Genomic DNA, 12,462 nt, shown 5'->3' with positions numbered 1-12,462 from the left:
TCTTATTCTTTTGTCAGAGCGCGAACGTTAACGCCGCTTTCGAGCGTCGCCAGGTGCGCCGCATCGCTGATACCAAAACCAATCTGAGTCACCGCCATTGCCGCAATGGCGGTGGCGGTGCGTAAGGTTTGCTCGGCGCTGTGGCCACTGATCAGGCCATGCAGCATGCCCGCCAACAGGGAGTCGCCCGCGCCCACCGTACTGGCGACCCGAACCTTGGGGGGCAATGCCTGCAGGGCTGGACCGCGGCTGAACCAGTTCACACCTTCAGCGCCGTTGGAAATCACCACATGCTCCACACCTTGCGCCTGCAGATCAGCCGCCGCTGCGACCTGGGCCTCATGGCTGCCGATGTCCCGGCCCAGCGCCTGGCTGAGTTCCTCGGTGTTGGGCTTGATCAACCAGGGACCAACGCTGAGGCCCTGTTTCAAGGCTTCGCCGCTGGTGTCCAGGATCACTTTCAACCCCATGGCCTTCAAACGCAGCAGCAACTCGCGCAACCACTGCGGGCTGACGCCTTGGGGCAAGCTGCCTGCCACGACCACCGCATCATGCCCGGCGGCGATTTGACCGAGCTTGTCGAGCAACGCCTGACGGGCCTGTTCGCTGACCTGTGGCCCCGGGCCGTTTAGATCAGTGACACGGCCGTCGTCTTCGGCGAGTTTGATATTGCTGCGAGTGTCACCGGACACGCGTATGAACGCATCGACAAAGCCACGACGCTCGAACAGCGCGTTGAACGCTTGCTGATTGTTTTCGCCGAGAAAGCCGCTGACGGTCAGGGTGTGGCCAAGGTCCGCCAGCACTTGGGCTACGTTCACCCCTTTGCCGGCCGCATGGGTCAGCATGGCCTGGCTACGATTGACCTCCCCCGGTTCGAGATGCCCCAGGCGTACGGTCAAATCCAGTGCAGGGTTAAGGGTGATGGTCAGGATTCTGGACATCAGAGCGCCTCCACCAACGCCCGGACTTCTTCCGGACTGCCAACGCTCAAGGCTTGAGTCGCCAGGGTCTGGAGACGGTCCATGCTCAACTCGCGGACCCGGGCCTTGACCTCAGGAATGCTGCGCGCCGAAACACTCAATTCATCCACCCCAAGCCCAACCAGAACCGGCACCGCCAGCGGATCGGCCGCCAGCTCGCCGCAGACCCCCACCCATTTGCCGTGGGCATGGGCGGCACGCACAGTGATGTCGATCAATTGCAGGACTGCCGGGTGCAGGCCGTCTGCCTGAGCCGACAAGGTCGGATGGCCGCGGTCGATGGCCAGGGTGTATTGGGTCAGGTCGTTGGTGCCGACGCTGAAGAAGTCGACCTCTTTTGCCAGCACCGGTGCCAGCAAGGCAGCGGACGGGACTTCGATCATGATCCCCAATTGCAGGTCAGCCACCGGGATTTCCAGGCGCAGGCGTTCCGTCATGTCACGGGCGGCGCGCCACTCGGCGACGCTGCCGACCATCGGGAACATGATCCGCAACGGGCGGTTGTCGGCCGAGCGCAACAGGGCGCGCAACTGGCTTTCCATCACCTTCGGACGTTGCAACGTAAGGCGGATGCCACGTACGCCCAGAAACGGGTTTTCTTCTTTCTCGATCGGCCAGTAGGGCAACGGCTTATCGCCGCCTACATCCAGCGTGCGCACCACCAGGGGCCGCCCGGCCAAACCATCAAGCACGCGACGGTATTCGGCTTCCTGGGTAGCCTCGTCCGGAGCTTGCGAATGAGCCATGAAAATCAGCTCGGTGCGCAACAGGCCAATCCCTTCCGCGCCCTGCTCCACTGCATTGGCGACGCCTTTGCTTTCACCAATGTTGGCAAACACTTCGACCGCGTGGCCATCAAGGGTGACTGCGGCCTCATGGCGTTGTGCCGAAGCCGCCAGCAGCCGCAGTTCGCGGCTGTCACGCTCTTGGGTCGCCCGCTGCACTGCATCGGCATCCGGTGAAACGTGCAAACGCCCGCGCTGACCATCAATCAGTAACGACGTCCCCGAAGCCAGCAACAGCACCGCTTCGCCAGCCCCGACCAGAGCCGGTATCCCCAGGGCCCGGGCGACAATGGCGCTGTGAGCGGTCGCACCACCACGCGCAGTCAAAATCCCCGCGACCCGCGCCGGATCCAGGCGGGCCACATCAGAAGGACCGACTTCGTCCATCACCAGCACGTACGGCTGGTCGGGCTCGGCCGGGGTTTCGACACCGCACAGTTGCGCCAGAACCCGGCGCCCGATGTCCCGCAGATCAGCTGCGCGCTCGGCCAGCAACGCATCCTGCAACGATTCTTGCTGCTGCGCCGCGGCCTCGATGACCGACATCCACGCCGCTTCAGCACTTTCACCTTGCTTGAGGCGTTTCTCGACTTCGTCGGTAAGCTCCGGGTCGTCGAGCATTTCCTGGTGAGTGATAAAGATCTCGCGAATGGCCTTGGACTGGCTACGTTCAATCAACCCTTCGATGTCCAGGCGCACCTGGGCCACGGCCTGGTGCAAGCGCTCGCGCTCAACCACCGAGGACTCACCGCGCATCGGGTAATCAAAGGTTTGCAGCACTTGAATATGGGCCGGGCCGATGGCGATCCCGGGGGCGGCCGGAATCGCCTGGATCACGCTACCGGCAGCCGGTGCGGTGATCACGGTGGCAATGTCGGCCACCACCGTGGCGGTTTCGTTGATGATCGGCAACGGCTCGACTTCTTCCCCCAGGCCTTCTGCGACAGCGGCCAGAAGGGCCGGCAAGGCATCACTGGCAATGCCCGGTTCAGCGATGAACTCCAGCACCTGGCCGCGGCGTGCACCCAGGCTAAGCAATTTGCTCAAGCTCTTGGCCGATACCGCAGACTCTTGGCCATCGACGATTCTGACGCGGACTTCGCCTTCAAAACTTTTAGCCAACTGAGCAAGGATTTTCGCCGGACGCGCATGCAAACCGTGGGCGTTGGCCAGGGGAATACGTGCACTTGGCCAGTCCGCCGGCAATTCACCGCCCAGGACTTCGAGCACCGCACGACGGCTGGTGGCCCGGCCCAGCTCATGGCCGCGACCTTCAATCAGCAGCGCGCATAAACGTTCGAGCAAGGCTTGATGGGCTTCACCCAGGCTGGCCAGACAGAACAGACCGCTCAGGGGTTGGCCCAGGTAACGCATTGGCTTGTCAGGGGTGACAAAGGCAAGTCCTGGACGCTTGACGGTTTGCTCGCTGTGCAGCCACCACAAACCATCACCCAGCGGCAGCGCGTCCACTTGCTGCAAGACAGCGGCAAAGCCATTACTCACGCAATCGGCCTGGCGCAGCAAACGGGCGCCACGCCACACCAACTCCTCGAAGTCGTCAGCCGACACGCCAAGACCGATCATTTGTGCATCCAGGGCCAGCTCTTGCGGTGCGCCCTGGAGCAATTTGAGCAACGCTTCTGCGGAGCTGGCCCGGCGCAGCGCTTCACCGAGATCGGTTTCGCCCAAAGCACGGGTCAGCAATTGCAGCAAGCGCAAGTGTTCGTCGGACTTGGCCGCAATACCAATTGCCAGATACACCTTCTGCCCATCCCCCCAGTCAACCCCTTCGGGGAACTGCAGCAAACGCACCCCTGTGGTAAACACCAGGTCGCGTGTTTCAGGGGTTCCGTGAGGGATGGCAATACCCTGTCCCAAAAAGGTGGAGCCCTGAGCCTCACGCGCTTGCAAGCCGCTCAGATAACCGTCGGCCACCAAACCGTCGGCCACCAGTTTATCGGCGAGTAATTGCAGCGCCGCAGACTTATCCACAGCCGTTTGGCCCATGGAAATCTGCTCTATGGTGAGCTCAAGCATGCGTTCTCCTTTTTCGGTGCTCGTTGGCACCAGGTATTGTTTTGAAATAATCAGCTTAGGAGTCCCGCCTGGGAGGCGTGTCAGCAGATGTGTGGCAAGCACATTGCTCCTCATGGCAAGACCCATTAAATACGAAGGCTGAAACGTTTAACCCATCATGCACGGCACGTTACTTCATAATTGCCTGCGCTTGAAGCCCAACGGTCGCATTGATCAGAGGTATTTGATCAACCAGCAAAAAAATACGTTGCCTACAAGGGAGACGATGATCGTCTGCCTTTATCGGTTAGGATTGGTCACAATGTCGACGTGTACTACAAAAAATAAGGAATTACCGGCGTGAAGCTCAGTGATATCGCTCGATTGGCAGGTGTATCAGTCACAACCGCCAGCTATGTCATCAATGGCAAGGCCGAGCAGCAGCGTATCAGCACCGCTACGGTGGAGCGTGTGCGCGCAGTCGTCGAGGAGCATGGTTTTAGCCCCAACCCTCAGGCCGCCGGGCTGCGCAGCCGGCACACGCGCACTTTGGGGTTTATCCTCCCCGACCTGGAAAACCCGAGTTATGCGCGCCTCGCCAAACAGCTCGAACAAGGCGCTCGCGCCCGTGGCTATCAATTGCTGATTGCCAGCTCTGACGATGCACCGGACAGCGAGCGTCAACTGCTCAAACTGTTTCGTGCCCGTCGTTGCGACGCTCTGTTCGTGGCCAGTTGCTTGCCTGAGGAAGATGACAGCTATCGTCAACTGCAGGACCTTGGCATGCCGATCATTGCCATTGACCGGACGATGGAGCCTGCACGCTTTTGTTCGGTCATCAGCGATGACTGCGAAGCCAGCCTGCAACTGACCCGCAGCTTGCTGCAGCCGGTGCCACGGCAAATCGCCCTGATTGGTGCACGCCCCGAGCTGAGCGTCAGCCAGGCCCGTGCCAAAGGCTTTAAACAGGCCCTTGAAGGGTATGACGGCGACGTGTTCATTGAGCACGGCAGCGCCTTCAGCCGTGAGTGCGGCCGACGCATCATTGATGATTTACTGGCACGCCTGGGACATTTCCCGGAGGCGCTGGTCACCACGTCCTATGTGCTGCTGCAAGGCATGTTTGATGCATTGCTCGATCACCCGGAGCATAAAGCCCCCTTGCGCCTGGCCACCTTTGGCGACACTCAGTTGCTGGACTTTTTGCCGTTGCCGGTCAACGCGATGGGCCAACAACATCAGTTGATTGCCGAGAAAGCCCTGGACCTGGCCCTCGCGGCCATTGAAGAACAGCGCTATGAGCCGGGCATCCGGGCCATTGCCCGTACCTTCAAGCAGCGCATTCATCAGGCCTGACCATGCAGCTGATCGATAGCCATACCCACCTCGACTTCCCGGACTTTGACCACGACCGTGTGCCGTTAATGGCACACAGCCGTGCCTTGGGCGTCGAGCGAATGGTGGTGCTGGGAGTCGACCAGCGCAATTGGCAACGGTTGTGGGATCTGGTGCAAACCGACAGTCATCTGTATGCCGCCTTTGGCTTGCACCCGATGTACCTCAATGATCATCGCCCTGAGCATGTGACTGAACTGGGGGAATGGCTGAACCGTTTGGCGGGGCACCCGCAACTGTGCGCCGTGGGCGAAATAGGCCTCGATTACTTTCTTCCCGAACTGGATCGCGATGCTCAGCAGCGGTTGTTTGAAGCCCAATTGCAACTGGCGGCCGACTTTCAACTTCCCGCCTTGCTGCACGTGCGGCGCAGTCACGCGCAGGTGATTGCGACACTCAAGCGTTTTCGGTTAAAGCGCGGCGGGATCATTCATGCGTTTGCGGGCAGTCGCGAAGAAGCCCGTGAGTACCTGAAACTGGGGTTCAAACTGGGGCTCGGAGGCGCAGCCACCTGGCCCCAGGCATTGCGCCTGCGTAAGGTGATTGCCGATCTGGCGCTGGACACCATCGTGCTGGAAACCGATGCCCCCGACATGGCCCCTGTCATGTTTGCCAACCAGCGCAACAGCCCCGAGCACTTGCCGGCCATTTGCACGGCCCTGGCTGAAGTCATGGGCGTCAGCCCCGATGCCCTGGCAAGCGCCAGCACCGCCAACGCTTGCGAACTGTTCAACTGGCCCAACACCCAACGCGGATAACCCTCCAACAGGTCAGAGCAGCAACGTCCACACCGCAAAGCACGCGTACCACAGCACTGCGGCACGCAATAGCAGTGCCCACAGGGTATCCAGACTGGCCACGCCCTCAGGCCCCACCTGAGGCGCGGGGATCTCTGCCGCCGCACAGCCGGCCTTGTTGATCAGTTGCTCGGCGCTGATGTCCCAACTCAGCAACTCGTGCAACATCACTCGGCTCACTGCCGCAAAGTGGCCCACCAGTGCAAAACTCGCGGCCAGCAGCCGCACTGGCAACCAGTCGAAGGCGTGGCGCAGTTGCTGGGCACGTTCGATCAGCTCCGGGTTCTTCCCGTTCTCAGCCGCCAATGCCAGCAGGCGATAACTCAGCGCCGCGACGGGACCCAGCAGGAAGTACCAGAAAATCACGGCAAAGAAACTTTGATAAGCCTGCCACAGCAAGTGACTCTGGACCTTCTCCAGCAACTGTTCGCCACTCTCGGCAGTCACCCCCAGATCGCGTTCGGACACATGCGCGGCGGCCTGTAAATCGCCCCGGCGCCAGGCATCGCGAATCGGCCCCAGGCCCTCCAGCAAATCACCTCGACCCAAGCTGTAAATCACGATCAGCACATGCACCGGCAACGCCAACAGGCCATACGCCACGGGTTGCAGCACCAGTAACAGCAACCCGAGGACCGCCACGGGGAACAGGATCAGGATGGCCAGTACACACCATGGCTTGGTGGCAAGCCTCGGGCTGGCTTCCAGCTTGTGCAGTTCACGCAGCCAGCCGCCATCACGCTGAAGATATTGACGCAGCCCCGAGAACTTCTCGATCAGCATCGTCAGCAGTAACACCACAAAACTCATTGCATTTCTCCTGTGTGCTGCAACGCGCCGCGAAAGCGCGCCCAGTCAAAAGCCGGGCCCGGATCTGTCTTGCGCCCGGGAGCCACATCACTGTGGCCGCATATTCTGTTCAGCGTAATGCCGGGATACGCCGCCTGCAATTGCCGGGTCAGCGTACTCAGCGCGTCATATTGCGCGTCGCTGAACGGCAATTCATCAGTGCCCTCGAGCTCGATCCCCAGCGAAAAATCATTGCAGGTTTCGCGCCCTTCAAAGCTCGAAATACCGGCATGCCATGCACGATCAAGGCAGGAAACAAACTGGGTCACGCCGCCATCGCGCTCAATCAGAAAGTGCGCGCTCACCCTGAGCTCACGGATGCCTTCAAAGTAGGGATGCTCTGTGGCGTCCAGTCGGTTCTGGAAAAACGCCTGAACCTTGCCTGTGGCGAACTGCCCTGGCGGCAAGCTGATGTTGTGGATAATCAGCAAGGAAATTTCGCCATTCGGGCGCGCATTGAAGTTGGGCGACGGGCAATGACACACACCCTGGCACCAACCACTCGCGGGGTCCAGCTGCATAGAGGCTCCTTCAACGACGAAAGCGAAAGGTCTCAGTATGCCGCTATGAACGCGCCAAGGGGGAGCAATCTGTATTGCAATGACTGCGACTGCCCCATAAAAGCGCCAAAAAACACACGGTTAAGTACGCTGGCCAATAGACACCGGCGTACTTGGGTTCACTCGCCGCATGGCCCTATAATCGGCGCACTTTGTTTGTGGAGCTCGTTATGCCGAATTTACGTCTGGCCGACCTCACCGCCGAAATCGAAGCCAACGTACGCCGTGCGTTAGCCGAAGACATTGGCAGTGGCGATATCACTGCACGACTGATCCCTGCCGAACGTCTGGCAAAAGCTTCAATCATCACCCGTGAAGCCGCGGTTATCAGCGGAACTGCCTGGGTCGATACCGTGTTTCGCCAGCTGGACCCACGGGTTGCGGTGCATTGGCAGGTGGCCGACGGCGAGCGCGTAAGCCCCAATCAAGTGTTGTTCCACCTTGAAGGCCCGGCCCGCTCACTGCTCAGCGGTGAACGTAGCGCCCTGAACTTTTTGCAGATGCTGTCCGGCGTTGCTACCCATGCCCAGTACCTGGCGGATCAAGTCGCCGACACTCAGGTCAAGTTGCTGGACACCCGCAAAACCCTGCCCGGCCTGCGTTTGGCGCAAAAGTACGCGGTCACCTGTGGCGGTTGTCACAACCACCGTATCGGCCTGTACGACGCGTTCCTGATCAAGGAAAACCATATCGCAGCCTGCGGTGGCATCGCTGAAGCCATCAGCGCGGCGCACAAAATCGCCCCGGGCAAGCCCGTTGAAATCGAAGTTGAAAGCCTCGCCGAACTGAAGGAAGCGCTGGCAGCAGGCGCTGACATCATCATGCTCGACGAGCTGAGCATGGACGACATGCGCGAAGCCGTGCGCCTGAACGCGGGCAAAGCCAAGCTGGAAGCCAGCGGCGGGATCAACGAAACCACCTTGCGTCCCATCGCCGAGACAGGCGTGGACTACATATCGATTGGCGCCATGACCAAGGATGTGAAAGCGGTGGATTTGTCGATGCGCTTGAGCCTGTAACGTCCTGGGGCGGGCGCGGGCTTTGCGATCGGCACCGCCCGCACTTGTTTGGCATCAAGACAACACAAACCCCTGTTGCTTGAGCTCGTGCTCCAGCAACCACTGCTTGGTTGCCAGCCCGCCCGAAAAACCGGTCAACGAACCATTGCTGCCAATGACACGGTGGCATGGAATGATGATCGGAATCGGATTACGCCCGTTGGCAGCCCCCACCGCCCGCGATGCCTTAGGACGAAGGATCAGCTGCGATATTTGCCCGTAGCTGGTAGTCGCCGCGTAGGGAATGGTCATCAGGGCTTGCCAGACCGACTGCTGGAATTCAGTGCCCAATGGTTTGAGTGGCAGATCGAAGGTGTACCGTTCACCGGCGAAATACGCTTCAAGCTGACGCCTGACTTCGGCCAGTTTTTGCGGTGAGTGCTCCCACTCCGCCAGAGGGGCATGGGGGCGGTGCTCCAGCTCGAAGCGTATCTGCCGCAAACCCTCATCATCAGCCACCAACAGCAGCGGGCCGACCGGTGACGGCATGTATTCGTAGTAAATCCGGGTCATGTTCATACCTTCCTTGCAACCGCCGCATCGGTGGCTGCGCGCCATAAATACATCACGGAATAGGCCCGCCACGGGCGCCAGCTTTCGGCCAGGGTTTGTAACGCCTTGGTGCTCAGCGGTGCACTCCCGGGGTTGGCCTCACGGCGCAGGATCAAGTCCGCCGCCGGAAATGCATCGGGGTGCTTCAGCACGCGCATGGCGATGTAATGAGCCGTCCATTCACCAATCCCGGGCAACTGCACCCAGCGACTGATAAAAACTTGCAAGGGTTGCTCCATGGCGAAATCCACACGTCCATCGAGCAAGGCCCGGGCAATCCCCTGGATCGTATCGATCCGCGCCTGGGTAATTCCCATCTGCCCTAGGTCAGCGTCGGCCAATTGCCCGGGTGTCGGAAATAAACGATCCAGCGGCGCGCCACCCGGGGCTGCGATTGCCGTGCCATAGCGATTGACGATACGGCTGGCCAGAGTGCGGGCTGCAGCAACGCTGACTTGCTGACCCAAAACCGCACGCACCGCCACTTCAAAGCCATCCCAACCGCCGGGTAAACGCAGGCCGGGATAACGTTCAATAATCGGTGCCAGCAGCGGGCTGGCACTCAAGGTATGGGCAATTGCCTGCGGATCGGCATCCAGATCGAACATCCGCCGGATCTGCGTGACCACGCCGAGCATTTGACCCGGCGCCACATTCAGCAACTCCAATTGCAGCGCGTGTGTTTCACCTGGCCAGGCGCTGATCCGCAACCAGCCCGTCGCCTGCGGCCCCGCAAAAACCCGCTGGTAACTGACCTCGTCAACCTGTTCGATACCCGGCAAGGCGCGATTCTTCAAGAAAGCCAGCAACGCCGGGAAGTCATAAGGCGGGCGATAACCCAAACGCAAAACCAGTGCCTTGCCTGCACGCGGCTTGGGACTGCGCCGGAAAGACCGGGGCTCGACATGATTGGCTTCGGCAAACGCCGCATTGAAACGTCGCAAGCTGCCAAACCCCGATGCCATCGCCACGTCGGTGATCGACAGGTGCGTCTCGGTCAATAGTTGCTTGGCAAACAGCAGGCGCTGGGTGGCGTGAACCGCCATCGGCGGCGCCCCCAGATACCTGACGAACAGACGGCGCAACTGCCGGGCACCCAGATCAAGACGCTGAGCCAGTGCTTCCAGCGAATGGTCTGCCAGATACCCTTCATTAATCAGCTTCAAGGCACGCGACACTAAATGCTCGCCCTGCAGCCACAGGTGATTGCCCGGCGCCAACTCGGGTCGACAGCGCAAACAGGGCCTGAATCCCTGGGCCTGGGCGGCGGCTGCGCTGGAGTAATACACCACGTTTTCAGCTTTTGGAGGTCGGGCCGGACACACCGGGCGACAATAGATCCGGGTGCTGAGCACTGCGGTAAAGAACACCCCGTCAAAACGCGCATCACGGCTCAGGCGAGCGATTTCGCAGGCAGCAACAGAGGGTATGGCGAGGCTTTCGTATGTGTTCATGGCCGCAGAATAGCACCACGTTTTTGCAGGTTCTCGCCATTTTCGGACGTCAATGTCGACCATTGATCAGTCGGGCATTGGCATGCGCATAGCGGGTAAACCGCGGCAGGCCCTCCCGCTATAGCGCCTGAAGCGCGAGCGGACCCGGGCCTGTTGAATCATGCGTACGGTTATTTACAGGCTCCGCTGGCCAGGCATGTACCGCTTTGATTCCACACCAAGGTTGCGCCCGAGCCGCTGATTGCCGGCACCATGATGCTGGTCCAGTTACCGGCAGCCTGCGTGCCGGTCATGGTGATCACGCCATCTTCAACTGTCATCCCGGCTGCCAGGTTGGCAGTACCTTCGGCCGGGGCCGGGATCCCGTGCTTGCCTGCATCGCAAACGCTTAAATCATTGCTCTCGCTGTAACACAGGGCCACCGCTGTTTTGTAGGTATTGCTGATTGAATTCACCTCGGCAAAACGCGCCTTCATGGTGTGATCGTTGTAGGCCGGCAATGCGAACGAAGCGATCAGGCCAATGATCGCAATCACGATCATCAGTTCGATCAGAGTGAAGCCTTTGTGCTGTTTCATGTGAGGACTCCGAAAATGAGACGTGGCCTGATGACCAGACGTCCTGGCAGCTGCGGGCTGCCAAAAAAAGTGCGCACAGGCTACCAAGGATCGGGGCCCGATGCTCCTCAACAACGGTGTTTGACACCTTTGGACATGCTCCTGTGACCGGACATAAGCGATTGGCAACTAGCCTTTGAAACTGACCGCTCAACCGGGCATTGCGCTTTCCAAGGACCCTCGCATGGCAACACTGGACGTTAAAACCTGCCTGTACCGGTGGGAAGGTACTGATCGCAAAGGCAAACGGATCAAGGGGGAAATGGCCGCTCATTCTTGCGCCATGATCCGGATGCACCTGCGTCGCCAGGGCATCACTGCGACGAGGATCCGACGCGAGGGCAGGTCCCGCGCTGGAACACCCGTCACGGCGCTGCATATCACGCTGTTCACGCGCCAATTGGCGACTCTGATCAGGGCTGGCATCCCGCTGCTGCAAGCGCTGGAGGTGATCAGTAACGGCTTCGAAACGCTGCGGATGCGCCAACTGGTGGCTGACCTCAGGCAGGACATCGGCGCAGGTACCAGCCTGGCGGCGGCGCTGCGCAAAAAACCGCTGCACTTTGATGCTCTGTTTTGCAGCCTTATCGAAGCCGGTGAACAGGCCGGCGCGCTGGATGCACTGCTTGAACGGATCGCGATCTACAAAGAGAAAACCGAAGCGCTTAAAAAGAAAATCAAAAAGGCAATGACCTACCCCGTCGCGGTTCTGCTGGTGGCGTTGGCGGTATGTACGATTCTGCTGATCGAAGTGGTGCCGAAGTTTCAGGGCATTTTCAGCACATTCGATGCTGAACTTCCCGCCTTCACGCTCGGCGCAATTGCCTTGTCAGAAGCCCTGAAAACCTGTGGGCTGTGGCTGCTGGCAGGTGTTTGCGCCACACTGGGCTGTGCGCGCCGCTACTACAGACACTCTGCGACCTGGCGCCAACGGCTTGATCGGTGGCAATTAAAACTGCCCGTGACAGGGCGCCTGCTTCACCAGTCAGCCATTGCCCGTTTTGCTCGCACGCTGTCCATCACAATGGCAGCCGGCGTTCCTCTGCTCGAGGCGCTGGACTCCGTGGCCGGCGCCACTGGCAATAGCGTGTTCAAGGAGGCAGTGCTGCGACTCAAGCAACAGGTGGCGACGGGCAGCCAGATTCACATGGCCATGACCAGCGCAGGCGTGTTTCCGGGCATGGCGATTCAGATGACAGCTATTGGCGAAGAATCTGGCACATTGGACGACATGCTTGGTCATGTAGCCACTTATTATGAGAACGAGGTCGACACTTTGGTCGATAACCTGACAACGCTGATGGAGCCCGCCATCATGGTGGTGCTTGGCGTTCTGGTAGGCGGGCTGGTCATTGCCATGTATTTACCGATTTTCCAACTGGGCCAAGTGATTTGA

Annotated in this window: 11 protein-coding genes; 4 read left to right on the top strand and 7 right to left on the bottom strand. The window is 60.0% G+C overall.

What is annotated here, in order from left to right:
* Nucleotides 1–2 precede the first annotated feature (2 nt).
* Nucleotides 3–944 (bottom strand): 1-phosphofructokinase, encoded by a 942-nt coding sequence (gene pfkB, locus DQN55_RS03910; RefSeq protein WP_048378209.1) that lies wholly within the window; start codon nt 942–944, stop codon nt 3–5.
* Nucleotides 944–3,805: a phosphoenolpyruvate--protein phosphotransferase gene (gene ptsP, locus DQN55_RS03905; RefSeq protein ID WP_048378210.1), complete on the bottom strand. Its 2,862-nt coding sequence runs from the start codon at nt 3,803–3,805 to the stop codon at nt 944–946. The genes pfkB and ptsP overlap by 1 nt, the downstream gene beginning before the upstream one ends.
* Before the next feature lie 339 nt (nt 3,806–4,144).
* Here ptsP and cra point away from each other — a divergent pair, with 339 nt between their 5' ends.
* Together cra and DQN55_RS03895 are read left to right on the top strand one after the other, a co-directional pair.
* On the top strand, nt 4,145–5,140 hold the full coding sequence (cra, locus tag DQN55_RS03900) for a catabolite repressor/activator (RefSeq protein ID WP_048378211.1): 996 nt from the start codon (nt 4,145–4,147) through the stop codon (nt 5,138–5,140).
* 2 nt (nt 5,141–5,142) lie between these two features.
* Nucleotides 5,143–5,937 carry a TatD family hydrolase gene (locus tag DQN55_RS03895; RefSeq protein ID WP_048378212.1) on the top strand — a complete coding sequence of 265 codons (795 nt, stop codon included), beginning with the start codon at nt 5,143–5,145 and terminating at the stop codon, nt 5,935–5,937.
* A 12-nt stretch (nt 5,938–5,949) separates the two neighbouring features.
* On the opposite strand, the gene ampE is transcribed toward DQN55_RS03895, so the two are convergent.
* Both ampE and ampD read right to left on the bottom strand, forming a co-directional pair.
* Nucleotides 5,950–6,786, bottom strand: coding sequence for a regulatory signaling modulator protein AmpE (gene ampE, locus DQN55_RS03890; protein ID WP_048378213.1), 837 nt, complete (start codon nt 6,784–6,786; stop codon nt 5,950–5,952).
* Nucleotides 6,783–7,346: a 1,6-anhydro-N-acetylmuramyl-L-alanine amidase AmpD gene (ampD, locus tag DQN55_RS03885; protein WP_048378214.1), complete on the bottom strand. Its 564-nt coding sequence runs from the start codon at nt 7,344–7,346 to the stop codon at nt 6,783–6,785. Before ampD ends, ampE begins: the two co-directional genes overlap by 4 nt.
* A 209-nt stretch (nt 7,347–7,555) precedes the next feature.
* Between ampD and nadC the strand changes: the two genes are divergently transcribed.
* Nucleotides 7,556–8,404 carry a carboxylating nicotinate-nucleotide diphosphorylase gene (gene nadC, locus DQN55_RS03880; protein WP_048378215.1) on the top strand — a complete coding sequence of 283 codons (849 nt, stop codon included), beginning with the start codon at nt 7,556–7,558 and terminating at the stop codon, nt 8,402–8,404.
* Nucleotides 8,405–8,458: 54 nt separating this feature from the next.
* Here the strand turns inward: nadC and DQN55_RS03875 are convergent, their stop codons facing one another.
* The 3 genes from DQN55_RS03875 to DQN55_RS03865 form a co-directional block, all read right to left on the bottom strand.
* Nucleotides 8,459–8,956 carry a methylated-DNA--[protein]-cysteine S-methyltransferase gene (locus DQN55_RS03875; RefSeq protein WP_048378216.1) on the bottom strand — a complete coding sequence of 166 codons (498 nt, stop codon included), beginning with the start codon at nt 8,954–8,956 and terminating at the stop codon, nt 8,459–8,461.
* Nucleotides 8,957–8,958: 2 nt separating this feature from the next.
* Entirely contained in the window at nt 8,959–10,449 is a 1,491-nt protein-coding gene (locus DQN55_RS03870) for a DNA-3-methyladenine glycosylase 2 family protein (protein ID WP_048378217.1), read from the bottom strand.
* 170 nt (nt 10,450–10,619) lie between these two features.
* Entirely contained in the window at nt 10,620–11,027 is a 408-nt protein-coding gene (locus tag DQN55_RS03865; RefSeq protein WP_048378218.1) for a pilin, read from the bottom strand.
* A gap of 223 nt (nt 11,028–11,250) precedes the next feature.
* Between DQN55_RS03865 and DQN55_RS03860 the strand changes: the two genes are divergently transcribed.
* Nucleotides 11,251–12,462 carry a type II secretion system F family protein gene (locus tag DQN55_RS03860; protein WP_048378219.1) on the top strand — a complete coding sequence of 404 codons (1,212 nt, stop codon included), beginning with the start codon at nt 11,251–11,253 and terminating at the stop codon, nt 12,460–12,462.

The sequence above is a fragment of the Pseudomonas taetrolens genome (genome assembly GCF_900475285.1).
In the GTDB taxonomy this organism is placed as follows: domain Bacteria; phylum Pseudomonadota; class Gammaproteobacteria; order Pseudomonadales; family Pseudomonadaceae; genus Aquipseudomonas; species Aquipseudomonas taetrolens.
The sequence above is the reverse complement of the archived record's forward strand: the minus strand, read 5'-3'. Positions and strand labels throughout refer to the sequence as shown.

Coding starts and splice junctions, on each gene's coding strand:
- DQN55_RS03865 (WP_048378218.1), bottom strand. CDS start 11,027: ATGAAACAGCACAAAGGCTTCACTCTGATCGAACTGATGATCGTGATT.
- pfkB (WP_048378209.1), bottom strand. CDS start 944: ATGTCCAGAATCCTGACCATCACCCTTAACCCTGCACTGGATTTGACC.
- DQN55_RS03895 (WP_048378212.1), top strand. CDS start 5,143: ATGCAGCTGATCGATAGCCATACCCACCTCGACTTCCCGGACTTTGAC.
- DQN55_RS03875 (WP_048378216.1), bottom strand. CDS start 8,956: ATGACCCGGATTTACTACGAATACATGCCGTCACCGGTCGGCCCGCTG.
- nadC (WP_048378215.1), top strand. CDS start 7,556: ATGCCGAATTTACGTCTGGCCGACCTCACCGCCGAAATCGAAGCCAAC.
- ptsP (WP_048378210.1), bottom strand. CDS start 3,805: ATGCTTGAGCTCACCATAGAGCAGATTTCCATGGGCCAAACGGCTGTG.
- ampE (WP_048378213.1), bottom strand. CDS start 6,786: ATGAGTTTTGTGGTGTTACTGCTGACGATGCTGATCGAGAAGTTCTCG.
- ampD (WP_048378214.1), bottom strand. CDS start 7,346: ATGCAGCTGGACCCCGCGAGTGGTTGGTGCCAGGGTGTGTGTCATTGC.
- DQN55_RS03860 (WP_048378219.1), top strand. CDS start 11,251: ATGGCAACACTGGACGTTAAAACCTGCCTGTACCGGTGGGAAGGTACT.
- DQN55_RS03870 (WP_048378217.1), bottom strand. CDS start 10,449: ATGAACACATACGAAAGCCTCGCCATACCCTCTGTTGCTGCCTGCGAA.